Below are 17468 nucleotides of genomic sequence, written 5' to 3'. Positions count from 1 at the left end.
CCTGCTGGGTGGGGGTGCCCCCGGCAGCGGAGCTGTTGGGGGAGGGTGAACGTCGCGTAGAGCGGCGTTCAGGGGCCCGCTGGGTGGGGGTGCCCCCGGCAGCGGAGCTGTTGGGGGAGGGTGAACGTCGCGTAGAGCGGCGTTCAGGGGCCCGCTGGGTGGGGGTGCCCCCGGCAGCGGAGCTGTTGGGGGAGGGTGAACGTCGCGTAGCCGCGCCTCTCCCATGGGGTGCGTGGACCCGTGAGGGCGCGTGGAGGGGACGTGCGGGGCGCACGAGAACACCGCGGGCGGGCCCTGGGGCCCGCCCGCGGTGCCGGTTGCGGGGAGAGGGGAAGCGGTGCTTCCTACAGGCCGCTGTGGATGGCGCTCACCAGCTCACCGTTCGCGGTGTCGCCGCTGAACTCCCAGAAGAAGGCGCCGCCCAGGCCCTGGTTCTTGGCCCAGGTCATCTTTCCGGCGATCGTCGACGGGGTGTCGTAGGACCACCAGTTGGTGCCGCAGTGCGCGTAGGCCGTGCCGGCGATGGTGCCGGTGACGGGGCAGGACGTCTTGAGGACCTTGTAGTCCTCGATGCCCGCCTCGTAGGTGCCGGGGGCCGCTCCGGTCGCCGTGCCGCCGGGGGCGGCCTGGGTGACGCCGGTCCAGCCGCGGCCGTAGAAGCCGATGCCGAGCAGCAGCTTGGCGGACGGGACGCCCTTCGCCTTCAGCTTGGCGATGGCGTCGGCGGAGTTGAAGCCCGCGGCCGGGATCCCGGCGTACGAGGTGAGCGGGGAGTGCGGGGCGGTCGGGCCGTCCTTGTCGAAGGCGCCGAAGTAGTCGTACGTCATCACGTTGTACCAGTCGAGGTACTGGGCGGCGCCGCCGTAGTCGGCCGCGTCGATCTTGCCGCCGGAGGAGCCGTCGGCGGTGATGGCCGCGGTGACCAGGTAGTCCGGGCCGAACTCGGCGCGCAGGGCCTGCGAGAGGGTCCTGAAGGCGGCCGGTCCGCTGGTGTCACAGGTCAGGCCGCAGGCGTTCGGGTACTCCCAGTCGATGTCGATGCCGTCGAAGACGTCGGCCCAGCGCGGGTCCTCCACGACGGCCTTGCAGGACTTGGCGAAGGCGGTCGCGTTGGCCGCGGCCTGGCCGAAGCCGCCGGAGTAGGTCCAGCCGCCGAAGGAGTACAGCACCTTGATGTGCGGGTACTTCGCCTTGAGCTGGCGGAGCTGGTTGAAGTTGCCGCGCAGCGGCTGGTCCCAGGTGTCGGCGGTGCCGCTGACGGACTGGTCGGCGGTGTAGGCCTTGTCGTAGGCGGCGTAGGTGTCGTCGACGGTGCACTGCCCGTTCTTGACGTTGCCGAACGCGTAGTTGATGTGGGTGATCTTCGCGGCGGAGCCGGAGGTCACCAGGTTCTTGACGTGGTAGTTGCGGCCGTAGACGCCCCACTCGGTGAAGTAGCCGAGCTTGACCTTGCCGCCGGTGGGCGGGGGTTCGGTGGTGCCGCCGGTGGTGCGCACGGCGCGGGCGCCGCTGACCGGGCCGCTCTGGTCGGCGGTGTCACGGGCCTGGACGGTGTAGGAGTAGTCGGTGCCGGCGGTCAGGGCGGTGTCGGTGTACGAGGTCGTCGTCACCGTGGCGACCTTGGCGCCGTCGCGCAGGACGTCGTAGTTCTTGACGCCCTTGTCGTCGGTGGCCGCGCTCCAGGCCAGTTTCACCGAGGTGTCGGTGACGTCGGAGGCGGTGGGGGTGCCCGGCGCGGAGGGGGCCGCGTCACCGGGGACCGAGGTGCCGTCGCAGCTGCCGCCGTTGAGCCTGCAGTTGGACGGGGAGCCGGTGCCGGCACCGTTGAAGCCGAAGGAGACGGAGGCGCCGGGGGCGAGGGAGCCGTTCCAGGACTTGTTCTTGGCGGTCCAGTGGGTGCCGGCGGAGGTGACGTCGGCGTCCCAGGCGGAGGTGACGGACGTGCCGGAGGGGAAGTCCCACTCGACGGTCCAGGAGCTGATGGCCGTGGTGCCGGTGTTCTTCACCGTCCACTTGCCCTCGAAGCCGGTGCCCCAGTCGGAGGGCTTGGCGTAGGTGGCGGTCGCGGATGTCGCGGCCTGGGCCGGGCTCGCGAGGCCGACCAGACCGGCCAGGGGGAGCAGCAGGGTCGCGAGACCTGCCACGGCTCTGTGTCCGAAGCGCATGCAGCGCCTCCTCTGTGAAAGAGCGGGGGTGGGGGGTGTGACTGAGCCTTCACACCCACGGTGCCGCGAGAATAGAAAGGTCTGGACCACGGGTCAATAGGTCTGGACCACTTTGCGGCGCCCGGTTCCGGTCCGGTTCCGGTTCGGTTCCGGTCCGGTTCTAGATCCCCAACTCCTGGGCCAGTACGGCCGCTTGCACCCGGCTGCGCAGTTCCAGCTTGCCCAGCAGGCGGCTGACGTGCGTCTTCACCGTCGCCTCGGCCATGTCCAGACGCTCCGCGATGCCCGCGTTGGACAGTCCCTCACCGAGGCAGGCCAGTACCTCCCGTTCGCGCCGGGTCAGTGAGTCCAGCACCGCCGGATCGGTCTTCGGACCCGGCGCCGGGCTCGCGGCGAACTCCGCGATGAGGCGCCGTGTCACGGCGGGCGCCACGACGCCCTCGCCGCGCGCGACGGTGCGGACCGCCTCGATCAGGTCCCGCGCCTCGGTGTTCTTCAGCAGGAACCCGGCCGCGCCCGCCCGCAACGCCCCGAACACGTACGCGTCGAGGTCGAAGGTGGTCAGCACCAGCACGTCCGCGAGCCCCTCCTCGACCACCTTCCGGGTCGCCGACACCCCGTCCAGCCGCGGCATCTGCACGTCCATCAGCACCACGTCCGGCCGCAGCTCCCGGGCCAGCGAAACCGCCTGTTCCCCGTCGGCCGCCTCGCCGACCACCTCCACGTCGGGGGCGCTGCGCAGGATGAGGACCAGACCGGCGCGGACGGCGGACTGGTCCTCGGCGACGAGGACGCGGATCATGCGGTGACTCCTTCGGTGACGGCGGTGACGGCGGTGACGGCGGTGACGTGGAGGACGTGGAGGACGTGCAGGACGTGCAGGACGGCGACGGGCTCGGGTGCGCGGGTCACTCGGCAGGGTCCCCCTCGGTGATCGGCAGCGAGGCGCGGACGGTCCACGACGTGTCCTCGGGGCCGGCCGTGAAGGTGCCGCCCAGCAGCGTGGCCCGCTCCCGCATCCCGACCAGGCCGGCCCCGGAGCCGGGGGCGCGAGGGCCGTCCCGGTGGCCGTACGGGCTGGTCACCCGCACGTCGAGCACTCCGTCCCGCCGGGCGAGCGTGACGGCGACCGGGCCCGCTGAGGCGTGCTTGAGGGCGTTGGTCAGGGACTCCTGGACGATGCGGTAGGCGGCCAGTTCGACCGGCGTGGGCACCGTGCCGTGGTCGGCGCGCAGGGTGACGTCCAGCCCGTTGGCGCGGGCGCCCTCCACCAGGTCGCCCAGCCCGTCGAGGGTGGGGGCGGCGGCCGGTTCGCGGTCCCCGCTGCCGTCCCGCAGGATCCCGATCAGCCGCCGCATCTCGGCCAGGCCGTCCACGCTGTTCTCCCGGATCACCGACAGCGCCTGCCGCGAGGTGTCCGGGTCGTCCAGGGAGAGCGCGGCCGTGGAGTGGATGGCGATCGCCGACAGGTGGTTGGCGACCATGTCGTGCAGTTCGCGGGCCATCCGGGCGCGTTCCGCGGTCACCGCCTGGGCGCGGTCCATCTCGGCGAGCAGCGCGGTCTGTTCGGCGCGCAGCCGGGCGGCCAGGGCGGCGTCGCGGTGGTTGCGGACGATCAGACCGGTGGAGGCGGGCGCGAAGGACACCACCCCGACGCCCACCCCGATCAGCAGCGCCTCGGGGACCCGCCAGAGAGCGAACGGCACCACCGTCGCCGCCGCCGTCAGCAGCCCGGTGACCCGCGGGACGCGCCGGGCCGCGGCGGGCGTGCCGTACAGCACGGCCGCGTACACGAGGTCGGTGAACATGATCAGCGTGACGACGCTGCCCTGGGTGACCGTGTCCAGGGCCAGGGCGGCCGTGCCGGTCAGCAGCGCGGTGCGCGGGGCGGCCCGGCGCAGCAGCTCGCAGCCCGCCATCACCAGGAGCGGCAGCAGGACGGGCCAGCGGCCGTCGAACAGCACGATCGGCTCGTCGGCCGGCCGGACGCCCAGGCCGATGCCCCACAGCAGCACCCCGCCGAGCAGTCCGCCGACGGCGGCGGCCACGTCGAACCGGTGCGGGCGGGGGAGTCGGACGGCCATGGCCCCATCCAACACGGCCCGCGCGTCCGCCGCCTTGTGCCCGGGAACGGTTCCGCACTGCATCTTTCGATGTACCGCAGGTTCGTCACCGGCGACGACGAACCGGGCCGCTCCGCGCGGGAGCCTGAGGGGGTGAGCGAGAGGAGCGAACCGTGATCGTCTGGTTGATCGCCGCCTGTGAGATCGGCTTCTGGGTGCTGCTGGCCCTGGGACTGGCCGCCCGCTACCTGTTCGGCCTGCGGCGCACGAGCGTGGTGCTGCTGCTGTGCGAGCCGGTGCTGGAACTGGTCCTGTTCGCCGTCACGGCGATCGACCTGCGCAACGGCGCCGAACCCGGCTGGGAACACGGCCTCGCGGCGCTCTACATCGGCTACACCGTCGCCTTCGGCCACTACACGATCCGCTGGCTCGACGGCCATGCCGCCCACCGCCTCGCCGGCGGCCCGCCGCCCCGCCCGCCCCGCTACGGCCGCGCCCGCGCCCTCCACGAGGCCAAGCTGTGGCTGCGGGCCGTGTTCGGCGGAGCCGTCGCCCTGGCCCTGCTCGAGTGCGCCGTCCGGTACGTCGGCGACTCCGGCGACGTCAGCTCGCTGCGCGCGTTCCAGTGGACGACCGTACGGGTGGTCGGCATCTACGGACTGATCGCCCTGTCCTACACGGTCTGGCCCCGCAGGGCCCCGGCCGGCGGCCACGCGCAGGCGGAGGGGGACGGGTCCGCGAAGGACCGGCCGGCGCACACCTCCGCCGGCGACCGCTAGCGGACCCTCAGCGCTCCCCGCCGGGGACCCACAGGACGTCGCCCGCGGCCTTGTTCGCCGACCGCGCCAGAATGAACAGCAGGTCCGACAGGCGGTTGAGGTAGGTCGCCGTCAGGGGGTTCATCACCTCGCCGTGCGCCTCCAGCGCGGCCCAGGTCGAGCGCTCGGCGCGGCGGACCACCGTGCACGCCTGGTGCAGCAGGGCCGCGCCGGGCGTGCCGCCGGGGAGGATGAAGGACCGCAACTTCTCCAACTCCGCGTTGAAACGGTCACAGTCGGCCTCCAGCCGGTCGACGTAGAACTGCTCGACCCGCAGCGGCGGGAACTCCGGGTTCTCCACCACCGGCGTCGACAGGTCCGCGCCCACGTCGAACAGGTCGTTCTGCACGCGGGTGAGGACCGCGACGACCGCCTCGTCGAGCCCGCCCAGCGCGATCGCCGTACCGATGACCGCGTTCGCCTCGTTCGCGTCCGCGTACGCCGAGATGCGCAGGTCGGTCTTGGCGACCCGGCTCATGTCGCCGAGGGCGGTGGTGCCCTGGTCGCCGGTCCTGGTGTAGATGCGCGTCAGATTGACCATGCCGCCAATCTAGACCGTCCCCGGCACCGTGCGGCGTGCCGTCCGTCACGACCGCCGGAGGCCGTCCGGGAGGGGGGTCAATCGGCGCGAATCCGGCAGGAATTGAGGACGTGACCGGTGTCTCACGCCCTGAGACGTGAAACGCGTTACTAACCGGTCACACAGCGCCTCGCGCCCGCTAGTGTCCGGCCGAGAGCCATGCGGAGGGGAGTTCGCTCCGTCGGCGCGCAATGCGCCGGATGGTTGACGCCGGTGACATCGGACGCCAGAGCGGGCAGGGCTTTCCGGAAGCGCTGAAACCGCACGGGCCCCATGGGCCTCACCCCTGCGGGTGAATTCGGTATCGGTTCGCTCACAGACGGCAACCTCTGACCGCTTGGCGCAGTCAGACGATGCAACACCGGACATTCACCACCGCGGAGCACGAGACGCACGCTTAAGGGGAGCGCTATGCACATCAGGGGCGACCACGTCGAGCTGGCCGTCGGGGGCCGCCTCGACGTCCGCAGCGCGGCGGACGCCCGTACGGTCCTGCACACGGCGGTCGACGACGGCGTCGGCGACCTGGTGCTCGACCTGTCCGAACTCGACTCCTGGGACGCCACCGGACTCGGCGTCATCATGGGCGCCCACCGCCGTGCGGGCCGCTGCGGCCGGCGCCTGGTGCTGCGGGACGTACCGCCCCAGATGCAGCGCCTCCTGGTGGCCACCCGACTGCACCGGATCCTCGCCATCGAGGGCGGCATCGGAGTGGAGTCCCTCCCGCGCGTGTGAGGCCGTCCCCGGTGGGTACCCGAGGCGCGCAAACCTCACATGTACGACGCGCGCAATCCTCACCGGACCGTGACGTCTCGGACGGCACGGCACCCCGGGCTGTCGTGGATACTGTGCGAAGGTTTACGGTTCGTCTGCCCGCGCCCGCAGCCCTCGAGCGGGCACCGGACCAGAAGCGACAGCGCAGTGTGCAGCGAGGCCGGGAGGGGCTGTCTCCACACCACGCTCTTGGGGGGCTTACCTATGGACCCGACACACCGCGGACCCGAGGAGTACGGCCGCGACGGCGGGGGCCCCTCGCGGTCGAGCGCGTTCGAGACCGGGGGAGGCCACGCGCCGCGCCCGCGTCCCTCCAAGGACCCCCTCACACCCGATTTCGGACAGCACGCGCCGGCGCTCGCCCGCACCGTGCGACTCGTCGCCGGCGAGCACCTCCTCACCGTCAATCCGGTCGACGGCAGCGAGATCGAACTCGCCCCGCCCACCGGACGGCCCGGACGCCCCGCCAAGCGCACCCCCGAGGAGCGCGCCGAGGTCGACGAGGCGGCCCGGCCGCCCGCTCCCGCCGGACCCGCCCAGCCCGAACATCCCCTCCTCGGCCGCCAGGAGGAGCGCGAACAGCTCGTCCGGCTGCTGGCCCGCGGCCGTTCCGTCCGTCTCACCGGCCCCGTCGGCTCCGGCCGCACCAGCCTGCTCGACCTCGTCGCCGAGGACTGCGAGGACCTCGCGCCCGACGGCGTGGTCCGCCTCACCGGTTACCGCCGCACCACCGCCGACCTCCTCCACGACCTCTTCCACACCGTCTACGACGCCCCGCTGCGCCGCCTCGACGACGAGGAACTCCGCGCCCTCGTGGGCGAGATCGGCGCGGTCGTCGTGGTCGACGACCTGGAGTTCGGCGGCGCCGACCTCGACGGGCTGCTGGAGGCCACCCCCGAGTGCGCCTTCCTGTTCGGCGCCACCCCCGACACCCCGCCGCCCACCGCCGACTCGGCCGTCGCGGAGGTCGCCCTGAGCGGCCTCGACCGCGCGGGCGGCGTCGAGGTGATCGAACGGGCCGTCGGTCGCGTCCTCACCGAGGAGGAGGCCAACTGGGCCGGCGACCTCTGGTTCGAGTCCGAGGGCCTGCCGCTGCGGTTCGTCCAGGCCGGCGCCCTGCTGCGGCAGCGCGACCGGCTGCGGGCCGACACCGCCGCGGTCGACGAGTTCGGCGTCTTCGAGGACGCCCGGCCGTTCACCGCGCCCGTCCCCGCCGACACCCCGCCCGGCGAGGCCGAGGAGACACCCCTGCCCTCGCTGGGCGAGGCCGCCGCGCCCGCCCCGCTGCTCGCCGCCCGGCTCAGCGCCTCCGCCCGCGCCGCCCTGCGTCTCGCCGTCGCCCTCGGCGGCGAGGTCCCGCACCAGGCCCATCTGCCCGCCCTGGTCGGCGACACCCACGCCGACGCCGCCCTCGGGGAACTGATCGCCTGCGGGCTCGTCACCCCGGTCGGCGCCCGCTACCGTCTCGCCGCCGGCGTGCAGGCCCAGCTGGAGGCCGCCGGATACGCCGACGACGTCACCGCCCGCGCCCACACCGCCGCCCGGCACTACGCCTGGTGGGCCGGACACCCCTCGGTCACCCCGGCGCGGGTGTGCGCGGAGGCCGACGCCGTGCTCGCCGCCCTGGCCGCGACCGTCCCGGCGACCGAGCGGCCCGCCGAGGACGAGCGGGCCGCCGAGGACGAGCGGGCCACCGCGGTCGAGCTGGCCCGTACCGCGGCGCCCGCCTTCGCCGCCGGACTCCACTGGGGCGCCTGGGAGCAGGCCCTGCACGAGGGTGCCGAAGCGGCCCGCCTCGCGGGGGAGACCGCCGACCGGGCCTACTTCCACCACGAACTGGGCGTCCTCGCCCTGTGCACCGGACAGCTCGACCGGGCCCGCTCCGAGCTGGAGGCCTCCATCGGGCTGCGCGGCTCCCTCGCCGACAAGCGGGGCACCACGGCCGGCCGCCGCGCCCTCGCCCTGGTCGCCGACCGCTCGGGCGACATACCCGGCCTGCTCGTGGCCACGCCGGGCGAGGAGATACCCGACGCCCGCCGCGAGGAGCCGCTGTCCCCGCCCCGCGGCATCACCGCGGTCCTCCCGCCGACGCCGCCCACCGGCCCCACCGTCGTCACCGGCCGGACCGCCGTCGCGCCCCCGGCCCACCGCGGCCGGGGCGGCCTGCGGGGCCTGGCCAAGCGCAACCTCGTCGCGGCCGGAGCGGGCGCCCTGCTCGTCGCCGTCCTCGGCACGGTGGTGACCCTCGGCGCCACCTCCGGCACCGACCCGAACGCCCCCTCCGACACCGGGCGCGTCAACCCCACCGCCGGCGCGAGCCTCGGCGACGACGACCCCGGCGGCGACACCCCCGGCACCGACACGGGCACCGGTGGCACCGGGGAGGCCGCCGGTGCGCCCACGGATCCGGGACCGGACGGGACGATGGGGACATCGGACGACCCGACGCCCACGGCAACGGCGGAGCCGTCGCCGTCGGCGAGCAGCTCGCAGGGCGGCGGCGAACCCTCCGGCTCGCCGCAGCCGTCCTCGTCGTCGAGTTCGACCTCGAGGCCTTCGTCCACCCCGCCGCCGACCTCGCCCTCGACGTCCCCCTCCACTCCCGCGACGACTCCGTCCTCGACGCCGCCGACCGAGACCGATGGCCCGTCCCCCTCGGCCAGCACCGACCCGTCGACGTCGACCTCGGCCAGTGGTTCCGCCTCCGGCACCCCCGCCGACTCGGCCGGCACCACCGCCGGGTCGAGCCCGTCGGACCCCATGATCTGACCCCGCGACAAAACCGAGGGGGCGGGTCCCGCAAGGACCCGCCCCCTTTTGTCGTACGCCCGCCTCAGAACAGTCGGAGCTTGTCGTCCTCGATGCCGCGCATGGCGTCGTAGTCGAGGACCTGGCAGCCGATGCCGCGGTCCGTGGCCAGCACCCGGGCCTGCGGCTTGATCTCCTGCGCGGCGAAGACGCCCCGCACCGGCGCCAGATGGGGATCGCGGTTCAACAGCTCCAGATAGCGCGTGAGTTGCTCGACGCCGTCGATCTCGCCGCGCCGCTTGATCTCGACCGCGACGGTCCGGCCCTCGGCGTCGCGGCAGAGGATGTCGACCGGGCCGATGGCCGTCATGTACTCGCGGCGGATCAGCGTGTAGCCCTCGCCCAGGATCTCGATGCGGTCGGCGAGGAGTTCCTGAAGGTGTGCTTCCACGCCGTCCTTGATCAGGCCGGGATCGACGCCGAGTTCGTGCGAGGAGTCGTGCAGGACCTCCTCCATCGTGATGATGAGCTTCTCGCCCGCTTTGTTGACGACGGTCCAGACGCCGTCCTCCGCGTCCGTGCCCTCCTTCAGCGTGCAGGGCGGCGACATCCAGTTGAGGGGCTTGTAGGCCCGGTCGTCCGCGTGGATCGAGACGCTGCCGTCCGCTTTCACCAGGATCAGACGGGGGGCGGAGGGGAGATGGGCGGTGAGCCGGCCCGCGTAGTCCACGGAGCACCGGGCGATGACGAGGCGCATGGTCGGCAACGCTACTCGACACCCCGCACGCCACGCGATTCGCCCATCTGTCTCCCCTCCCCACCCCTCACGACGGCCCCGGCAGCCGCACGATTTCACCTGGAAAACACACGTTCGACAGTGGCCGATACTGCGCCCCGCCGTGGCCCCCTATGTGCCCGTTCTCCTGGTGCGGTCACGGTCCGTTGCCTACCGTAGGGAACGGGAGGTCGCGGCGCGTGTACGCAGCGTGCTCGGTGTCTGTGCGCGGCGAACTCCCTCCATCTGTCCGGCAACCCCTGCGCCTCGGGGGTGCGAGAGGAGTATCCATGTCGCTCGACGTCTCACCGGCCCTACTCGAACAGGCCGAGCGAGGCGAGGTCGACGAAGCGGAATTCGTCGACTGCGTCCGGACCTCCCTGCCCTACGCATGGGAGATGATCAGTTCCCTGGTGGCCCAGCTGAAGGTGGACGGCGGCCAGTTCGCCGACAACCAGACGCCCCCGCCGGACGAGAAGGCACGCGGGCAGCTGCTGCGAGCGCTGGCGAGTGACGCGATACGCGGCGCCCTGCAGCGGCACTTCGGTGTCCGGCTCGCCTTCCAGAACTGCCACCGGGTGGCGGTGTTCCCGTTGGACACGTCGGTCGACGAGTCGCTGTCCCGCTTCACGTCGGTCCGCAGCCAGGTCCTCAACCAGTCCCCGGAGTTCCGGGACTGCTGAAGCTCTCGCTTGCCGCTCCCGACCGGGGAGGAATCAGCACGGAGCGGCAGGCTTCCCGGCGGCGGGGCAGCTCACCGGAGGTGGGGGAGGACCTCCGAGCCCAGCCGCCGTACGTTCTCCTCCGTGGCCGCGAGGTCGCCGGAGCCCTCGACGAGCAGGGCGAAGCGCGAGATGCCGGTTCGCTCACTGGTCGCCGCGAGGCGATCGACGCACAGCCGCGGGGTGCCCACCGGGTGCAGCCCGCAGAGGAGTTCGGTGTACGCCACCGGGTCCCGCATGCCGCGGGCCCGGTCGTCCACCGTCACATGGGCGTCGAGGCCCTGCTTCAGCCAGCCCGGCATCGCCTTCACCAGCGTCTCCACGGCGTCGGTGCGGCGGTCCGCGATCTGGCAGACGCCCGCCGAGACGTGGCCGGCGCCCCGGATCTCCGCGGCCGGCCGGCCGGCCGCCCGCGCGTGCTGCCGCCACAGGGCGACCATCTCCGCCTTCTCCTCGTCCCCGACGTGCATGCCCAGCAGCATCGGCAGGCCCCGCTCGGCGGCCAGCCGCACGCTCGCCGGGGAGGTGCAGGCGACGACCACCTCCGGGCCCGGCACGTCCGTCAGGGCTTCCGAGGGCCGCGGTACGACGGGGACCTCACGGAAACGGAAACGCTCGCCGTCCGCCCCCACGGACGGTTCGCGCAGCCAGCGCACCAGCAGGTCCAGTGATTCCGGGAACCCCGACTCGTACGCCTCCAGGCCCGAGCCGAACACCTCCAGGTCGACCCAGGGGCCGCCGCGCCCCACGCCCAGCGAGAAGCGGCCGCCGCTCGTCAGGTGGAGCAGCGCGGCCTGCTCGCCCAGGGCGACGGGGTGCACGGTGGGCAGCACGCTCACCGCCGTACCCACCCGCAGGCGCCGGGTGCGGCCGAGCAGCAGGGCCGCCAGGGTGACCGCGGACGGGCAGGTACCGTACGGCACGAAGTGGTGCTCGGCCAGCCAGACCGAGTCCAGCCCCGACTCCTCGGCGACCTCCGCGGACCGGACGGCGCGGTGCAACGCCTCCCCCTGGCCCTGCCCCGGGAACTGGGCCGCCAACACGAAACTTCCAACACGCATGGGACTTTCCTGCTTCCTCGGCTCCGACACGGAGCTCCCCCACCCGGCATAACCGCCCGACACGTGCCGAGGTCACGGTCCGGCGGGGAGATTTGCGGATTGTCCGGAGAATGCGCCGTCCGGCGGGCCCGGCGGCGGGCCCGCCGGCACCGGTTCGCCCGGGTACCCAGGACGGCTCCGCGTAGGCTGGTCGGCAACCCTGCACCCTGTACAGCCCCGTGAGGTGTCCCTTGTCCCCGCGCCGCAACCGCCCCAAGGGTGACGACTCGTCCGGCCGGAGCGCCGAGGACGACCGCGCGAGCCGGTACGGCGGCTGGCAGTCCGGCGTCAGCTGGGCCGGCGAGGAGTGGAACGTGCGGCACGTGGCGGGCGCGAGCGCGCAGGGCAAGACCTACCGCTGTCCCGGCTGCGACCAGCTGATCCCCGGCGGCGTGCCGCACGTCGTCGCGTGGCCCGAGCACTCGGGGGTCGACGAGCGCCGGCACTGGCACAAGGCGTGCTGGAACGCACGGGACCGCCGCACCCCCGGGGTGCGGCGGTCCCGTAACGCGCCGAGGTTCTAGGGTCTTTCGTCCGGATCGGGCCGGATCAGACGTCGCGCTTCTCCAGCAGGGCGAAGGCGCCGCCGAGGGCCGCGGCCGTCACGCCGAGCGCGATCCACAGCGGGTCCCAGCCCGACGGCCCGGTGGTGGTCAGCGAGGTGGAGTAGAACACGCTGAGCTGGTTCGGGATCGAGTACTCGAACAGGGCGTCGCGCAGGTCCTCCAGCGAGGACGTGACCATGAACAGCGCGATCACCAGGGGCGCCAGGACGAGGCCGATCATGATGGTGATGGCGCCCGCCGAGTGCCGGATGACCGAGCCCACCGCCAGCGAGAGCAGGCCGAGCAGCGCGATGTAGAGGGAGACGCCGACGGTGCCCTTCAGCCATTCCGACGTGGAGGGGTCCCGGGCCTCCGTCAGCAGGGCCACGTCCACCAGCGCGACGACGAGGGACGACACCAGCGTCACGACGAAAGCGACCAGGAAGAACACGACGGCCTTGGCGCCGAGCACGCGGCCGCGCGACGGGCAGGCCACCATCGTCGTGCGGATCATGCCGGTGCCGTACTCCGAGGCGGTCGTCATCACGCCGAGGGTGATGACGCAGATGCTGCCCAGGAGCAGCCCGAAGAAGCCGAAGGACAGCGGGTTCTCGCCCTTCAGGGCACCGTCCGAGTTCGCGGCGACGAACGCCGCGGTGAGCAGCCCGACGCCGACGACCAGCAGGACGAACACGCCCAGCGTCCACATCGTGGAGCGCACCGACCGGATCTTCGTCCACTCCGAGGCGACGGCGTGCCCGAGATGCGTGCGCACGACGGGGATCGGCGAGGTGTAGCCGGGGTACGAGGGGCCGGGCGCCGCCTGCCAGGCGGGCGCGGCCTGCGGGGCCGGGGTCTGGGGCGTGCTCATCGGGCGTCCTCGGTCGTGGTCGGGGCGGATGCCTGCGGCGCGACGGCGGGCTGCTCCGACGCCTGCGGAGCGGCGGCCGGGGCCGCGGGTGCCGGTGCGGCGGCCGGCTGTGCGGCCGGCGGCTGCGCGGCGGGCGCGGGTGCCGGTGCGGGGGCCGCCGACGGGGCCGGCCGGGCGTACGGGTTGGGCATGCCCGGTGCCCCGGCGCCGTACGGGCCCGGAGCGGCGCCCGGCGGGGGCTGCGGGGGCGCGTAACCCTGCTGCGGGTGCGGCGGGGCGTACCAGCCGGGCTGGCCCTGGCCGGGCACCGGCATCGGGGGCTGGGCGCCCGGCGGCAGCGGCTGCTGGAGCCCGGCCTTCTGGTCGGTGGTCGACCGGTAGTCGACGGCCCCCTGCGTCATCCGCATGTAGGCCTCCTCCAGCGAGGCCTGGTGCGGCGACAGCTCCCACAGGCGTACGTCGGTGTCGTGGGCGATGTCGCTGATGCGGGGGAGCGGCAGGCCGGTCACGCGCAGCGCGCCGTCCTGCTCGGGCAGGACGTGGCCGCCCGCCTCGGTGAGCGCGCCGGCGAGCTTCTCGCGCTGCTGCGGCTCGGTGTGCGGGGTGCGCACGCGCGCGAAGTCCGCGGAGTTGGCCGAGATGAAGTCGGTCACGCTCATGTCGGCGAGGAGCTGCCCGCGCCCGATGACGATCAGGTGGTCGGCGGTCAGGGCCATCTCGCTCATCAGGTGCGAGGAGACGAAGACCGTACGGCCCTCCGCGGCGAGCGACCTCATCAGGTTGCGCACCCAGAGGATGCCCTCGGGGTCGAGGCCGTTGACCGGCTCGTCGAACAGCAGCACCTGGGGGTCGCCGAGCAGCGCGGCGGCGATGCCGAGCCGCTGGCCCATGCCGAGGGAGAAGCCCTTGGAGCGCTTGCGCGCCACGTCCTGGAGCCCGACCACCCCGAGCACCTCGTCCACGCGCCGGGCCGGGATGCCGGAGAGCTGGGCCAGGCTCAGCAGGTGGTTGCGGGCGTGCCGGCCGCCGTGCACGGCCTTGGCGTCCAGCAGGGCGCCCACCTGGCGGGGGGCGTTCGGCAGCTTGCGGTAGGGGTAGCCGCCGATCGTCACCGAGCCCGCGGTCGGATTGTCCAGGCCGAGGATCATGCGCATCGTCGTCGACTTGCCCGAGCCGTTGGGCCCGAGGAAGCCGGTGACGGCGCCGGGCCGTACCTGGAAGGAAAGGTTGTACACAGCGGTCTTGTCGCCGTAGCGCTTGGTCAGGCCGACTGCTTCGATCATGCTCCGCACCCATCGACAGGTTCAGGACAGCGGGGCACGTGCCCCCCGTAAGGCTTAGGAGGATATCGAGGCGCTGACGGTTCCGCTCACCTCAAAGCAAAGCCCAAAGCTTCACGCATCGCGTTTCTTCAGCAGCAGGTACCCGCCCGCGAGCGCCGCCACCACCCAGGCCGCCATGATGGCCAGTCCGCCCCAGGGGCCGTAGGGGGTGTCGTCGTCGAGCGGGGTGACCACCTGCATGATCCTGCTGCCGGCCTGGTCGGGCAGGTACTGGCCGATCTTCTTCGTCGCGTCGACGTTGCCCAGGATGTTCGAGATCAGGAAGAAGAACGGCATCAGGATGCCCAGCGACAGCATCGGCGAGCGCAGCATCACGGCCACGCCCATCGAGAACACCGCGATCAGCGTCATGTAGAGACCGCCGCCGAGCACCGCCCGCAGCACGCCGCTGTCACCGATCGACGCCTTGAGGTCGCCGAGCATGGCCTGCCCGAGGAAGAACGCGGCGAAGCTGGTCACCATCCCCACGACGAGCGCGAGCCCGGTCGCCACCGCGATCTTGCCGAACAGGAAGGTGCCCCGCTGCGGCACCGCTGCCAGCGAGGTGCGGATCATGCCCGTGCTGTACTCGTTGGACACCACGAGCACCCCGAACACGATCATCGCGAGCTGGCCGAGACTCATCCCGGCGAAGCTGATGAACGTCGGGTCGAAGGAGAGCCGGTCGCCCCGGCTCATGTCGTCGAACTGATTGCTCGACAGCGCGGAGATCAGCATGCCGAGGGCGATGGTGACCACCACGGCGAGGGACAGCGTCCAGACGGTGGACGCCACGGAACGGATCTTCGTCCACTCCGAACGGATGACCTGGGTCGCCGCCATCTCAGTCCTTCCTCCATCCGTCGCCCCACGGCTGCCCCTCCGCGGGGTCGCCGCTGTGCGCGTGGTACTCGACCGACTCCGCGGTCAGCTGCATGAACGCCTCCTCCAGGGAGGCCCGCTGGGGGCTCAGCTCGTGCAGCACGAGCTGGTGCTGCGCGGCCAGCTCACCGATCCGCTCCGACTTGTCCCCGTCCACCTCCAGCACCTCGCCGCCGGTCTCCACGACGGTGATCCCGGCCCCGTGCAGCACGTCCAGCAGCCGCTCCCGCTGCGGGGTGCGGATGCGGACGTACGACCGCGAGTTCTGGGCGATGAAGTCGGCCATCGAGGTGTCGGCGAGCAGCCGGCCCTGGCCGATGACGACGAGGTGGTCGGCGGTCAGCGCCATCTCGCTCATCAGATGGGAGGAGACGAACACCGTACGGCCCTGCGCGGCGAGCGACTTCATCAGGTTGCGGATCCAGTGGATGCCCTCGGGGTCGAGACCGTTGACCGGCTCGTCGAACATCAGGATCCGCGGATCGCCGAGCAGCGCGCCCGCGATGCCCAGCCGCTGCCCCATGCCCAGCGAGAACCCCTTGGCCTTCTTCCTCGCCACCGACGTCAGACCGACGGTCTCCAGCACCTCGTGCACCCGGGTGGTGGGGATGCCGTTGCTCTGGGCCAGGCACAGCAGGTGGTTGAAGGCGCTGCGCCCGCCGTGCACGGCCTTGGCGTCGAGCAGAGCGCCGATGTACTTCAGCGGGTCCCTGAGCCGGTCGTAGCGCTGCCCGTCGATGCGGACGTCCCCGGCGGTCGGCCGGTCGAGGCCGAGCATCATCCGCATGGTGGTGGACTTCCCGGCACCGTTCGGACCGAGGAAGCCCGTGACGATGCCCGGTCTGACGGTGAAGGTCAGGTTGTTGACCGCCACCTTCTCGCCGTACCGCTTGGTCAGCCCCTCGAGCTCGATCATGCGGCCACGCTAGGGCCGGTGCGGGGCCGGTGCCAACCCGGCGGGCGAACGGCGGCCGAAGCCGACGTGAAAGAGGCGGTGGGAACAGGCCCCACCGCCCCTCGTCACCTTCGGCGACTACCGCGTCTGCTGCGCCGGCACACCGCGGGAGATCGGCTCGTCCTCGGCCGGGGAGCTCGCCGCGGCCACCGCGGCGCCCGTGAGGGTGGCGAGCATCTCGCGCACGTTCGTCAGCTGGGCGTTGATCGAGTCGCGGCGGTTGGTGAGAGCCGCCAGCTCGCGCTCCGATTCCGAACGGATGCGGTCCGCCTTGGCGTTCGCGTCGGCCACGATGTCCTCGGCCTGGCGCTGCGCCGTCTCGACGGTCTGACGGGCCCGGCGCTCGGCGTCCGTGCGCAGCTTCTCCGCCTCCAGCCGCAGCTGCTCCGCGCGGTGCTCGATCTCCGCGAGGCGCTTCTCCGCCTTCTGCTGACGCGACGCCAGGTCGCGCTCGGACTGCTCGCGGCGCTTGGCGAGGTTCGTCTCGAAGTCGGCGGCGGCCTGCGCGGCCTTGGCGCGGGTCTCCTCGAAGAGGGCGTCGGCCTCCTCGCGCTTGGACTGCGCGTCCCTCTGGGCCTCGGAACGCAGCTGCTGGGCTTCGCTCTTGGCCTTCTCGATGACCCGGACGCCCTCGTCCTCGGCCTTGGCCTTGCGCTCCGCGGCGAACGACTCCGCGTCGTTGCGGACCTGCTGGGCCGCCGACTCGGCCAGCTCACGGTGCTGCTCGGCCGCGCGACGGGCCTCCTCGCGCAGATCCTTGGCCTCCTCCTCCGCGAGGCGGAGGATCTTCTCGACACGCGCGCCGAGACCGGCGTACGACGGCTCGGCGTCGTTCACCTGGGACTGGGCGTTCTGCGTCTCGAGGTGGAGCTCCTCGATGCGCTTTTCCAGAGCAGTGATACGGGCCAGAGCGCTGTCACGGTCGGAGACGAGCTTCGAGATGCGTTCGTCCACCTGAGCGCGGTCGTACCCACGCCGCACAAGCTCGAAGCCGTAGGGGGAAGTGTCGCTCATGGGGTTCCTGTCGAATGAGACCGGTGAGGTGATAGGGGGAATCCTAGGGGCCGAAGCGGTGTGTCATCGAGCGGATGCGCGTTTGATACGGAGAATGAGACCCCTTTTGGGTGGCTAAGCGGCAGGGGCCTTGC

At 72.5% G+C, this 17468-nt stretch carries 16 protein-coding genes; 5 read left to right on the top strand and 11 right to left on the bottom strand.

What is annotated here, in order from left to right; genetic code table 11:
- Positions 1-344: 344 nt before the first annotated feature.
- The 3 genes from ACGFQC_RS05390 to ACGFQC_RS05380 all read right to left on the bottom strand — a co-directional run bounded on the left by ACGFQC_RS05390 (position 345) and on the right by ACGFQC_RS05380 (position 4249).
- The gene (locus ACGFQC_RS05390; RefSeq protein WP_363090943.1) at positions 345-2165 is read right to left on the bottom strand and encodes a glycoside hydrolase family 18 chitinase; all 1821 of its coding nucleotides are present in this window, start codon (positions 2163-2165) and stop codon (positions 345-347) included.
- A gap of 160 nt (positions 2166-2325) precedes the next feature.
- The gene (locus ACGFQC_RS05385) at positions 2326-2967 is read right to left on the bottom strand and encodes a response regulator transcription factor (RefSeq protein ID WP_363090942.1); all 642 of its coding nucleotides are present in this window, start codon (positions 2965-2967) and stop codon (positions 2326-2328) included.
- A 106-nt stretch (positions 2968-3073) separates the two neighbouring features.
- Positions 3074-4249: a histidine kinase gene (locus ACGFQC_RS05380; RefSeq protein WP_363090941.1), complete on the bottom strand. Its 1176-nt coding sequence runs from the start codon at positions 4247-4249 to the stop codon at positions 3074-3076.
- 152 nt (positions 4250-4401) lie between these two features.
- On the opposite strand from ACGFQC_RS05380, the gene ACGFQC_RS05375 reads away from it, so the two are divergent.
- On the top strand, positions 4402-5007 hold the full coding sequence (locus ACGFQC_RS05375; protein WP_363090940.1) for a hypothetical protein: 606 nt from the start codon (positions 4402-4404) through the stop codon (positions 5005-5007).
- A gap of 7 nt (positions 5008-5014) precedes the next feature.
- On the opposite strand, the gene ACGFQC_RS05370 is transcribed toward ACGFQC_RS05375, so the two are convergent.
- Entirely contained in the window at positions 5015-5587 is a 573-nt protein-coding gene (locus tag ACGFQC_RS05370) for a cob(I)yrinic acid a,c-diamide adenosyltransferase (RefSeq protein WP_363090939.1), read from the bottom strand.
- Between the two features lie 450 nt (positions 5588-6037).
- Between ACGFQC_RS05370 and ACGFQC_RS05365 the strand changes: the two genes are divergently transcribed.
- A complete protein-coding gene (locus ACGFQC_RS05365) occupies positions 6038-6361 on the top strand; it encodes an STAS domain-containing protein (RefSeq protein ID WP_086770578.1) in 324 nt (107 codons plus the stop codon).
- Positions 6362-6604: 243 nt separating this feature from the next.
- On the top strand, positions 6605-9169 hold the full coding sequence (locus ACGFQC_RS05360) for an ATP-binding protein (RefSeq protein ID WP_363090938.1): 2565 nt from the start codon (positions 6605-6607) through the stop codon (positions 9167-9169).
- Between the two features lie 64 nt (positions 9170-9233).
- Here the strand turns inward: ACGFQC_RS05360 and nucS are convergent, their stop codons facing one another.
- Positions 9234-9905, bottom strand: coding sequence for an endonuclease NucS (gene nucS, locus ACGFQC_RS05355; RefSeq protein ID WP_363090937.1), 672 nt, complete (start codon positions 9903-9905; stop codon positions 9234-9236).
- Between the two features lie 308 nt (positions 9906-10213).
- Here nucS and ACGFQC_RS05350 point away from each other — a divergent pair, with 308 nt between their 5' ends.
- The gene (locus tag ACGFQC_RS05350; RefSeq protein ID WP_363090936.1) at positions 10214-10606 is read left to right on the top strand and encodes an SCO5389 family protein; all 393 of its coding nucleotides are present in this window, start codon (positions 10214-10216) and stop codon (positions 10604-10606) included.
- A gap of 71 nt (positions 10607-10677) precedes the next feature.
- Here the strand turns inward: ACGFQC_RS05350 and ACGFQC_RS05345 are convergent, their stop codons facing one another.
- Positions 10678-11706 (bottom strand): LLM class flavin-dependent oxidoreductase, encoded by a 1029-nt coding sequence (locus ACGFQC_RS05345; RefSeq protein WP_363090935.1) that lies wholly within the window; start codon positions 11704-11706, stop codon positions 10678-10680.
- A gap of 230 nt (positions 11707-11936) precedes the next feature.
- Between ACGFQC_RS05345 and ACGFQC_RS05340 the strand changes: the two genes are divergently transcribed.
- On the top strand, positions 11937-12269 hold the full coding sequence (locus tag ACGFQC_RS05340; RefSeq protein ID WP_363091046.1) for an ATP/GTP-binding protein: 333 nt from the start codon (positions 11937-11939) through the stop codon (positions 12267-12269).
- Positions 12270-12294: 25 nt separating this feature from the next.
- Here the strand turns inward: ACGFQC_RS05340 and ACGFQC_RS05335 are convergent, their stop codons facing one another.
- The 5 genes from ACGFQC_RS05335 to ACGFQC_RS05315 form a co-directional block, all read right to left on the bottom strand.
- Positions 12295-13161, bottom strand: a complete 867-nt coding sequence (locus tag ACGFQC_RS05335) for an ABC transporter permease (protein WP_363090934.1) — start codon at positions 13159-13161, stop codon at positions 12295-12297.
- Positions 13158-14444: an ABC transporter ATP-binding protein gene (locus ACGFQC_RS05330; protein WP_363090933.1), complete on the bottom strand. Its 1287-nt coding sequence runs from the start codon at positions 14442-14444 to the stop codon at positions 13158-13160. The genes ACGFQC_RS05335 and ACGFQC_RS05330 overlap by 4 nt, the downstream gene beginning before the upstream one ends.
- 111 nt (positions 14445-14555) lie before the next feature.
- On the bottom strand, positions 14556-15326 hold the full coding sequence (locus ACGFQC_RS05325) for an ABC transporter permease (protein WP_363090932.1): 771 nt from the start codon (positions 15324-15326) through the stop codon (positions 14556-14558).
- A gap of 1 nt (position 15327) precedes the next feature.
- Positions 15328-16281 (bottom strand): ABC transporter ATP-binding protein, encoded by a 954-nt coding sequence (locus ACGFQC_RS05320; protein WP_363090931.1) that lies wholly within the window; start codon positions 16279-16281, stop codon positions 15328-15330.
- A gap of 117 nt (positions 16282-16398) precedes the next feature.
- Positions 16399-17334 carry a cellulose-binding protein gene (locus ACGFQC_RS05315; protein WP_363090930.1) on the bottom strand — a complete coding sequence of 312 codons (936 nt, stop codon included), beginning with the start codon at positions 17332-17334 and terminating at the stop codon, positions 16399-16401.
- Positions 17335-17468 lie beyond the last annotated feature (134 nt).

This window comes from Streptomyces sp. NPDC048734 (assembly GCF_043198675.1).
Taxonomy (GTDB): domain Bacteria; phylum Actinomycetota; class Actinomycetes; order Streptomycetales; family Streptomycetaceae; genus Streptomyces.
Note: the sequence above shows the minus strand (reverse complement) of the source record. Positions and strands in the feature narration are given on the sequence as shown.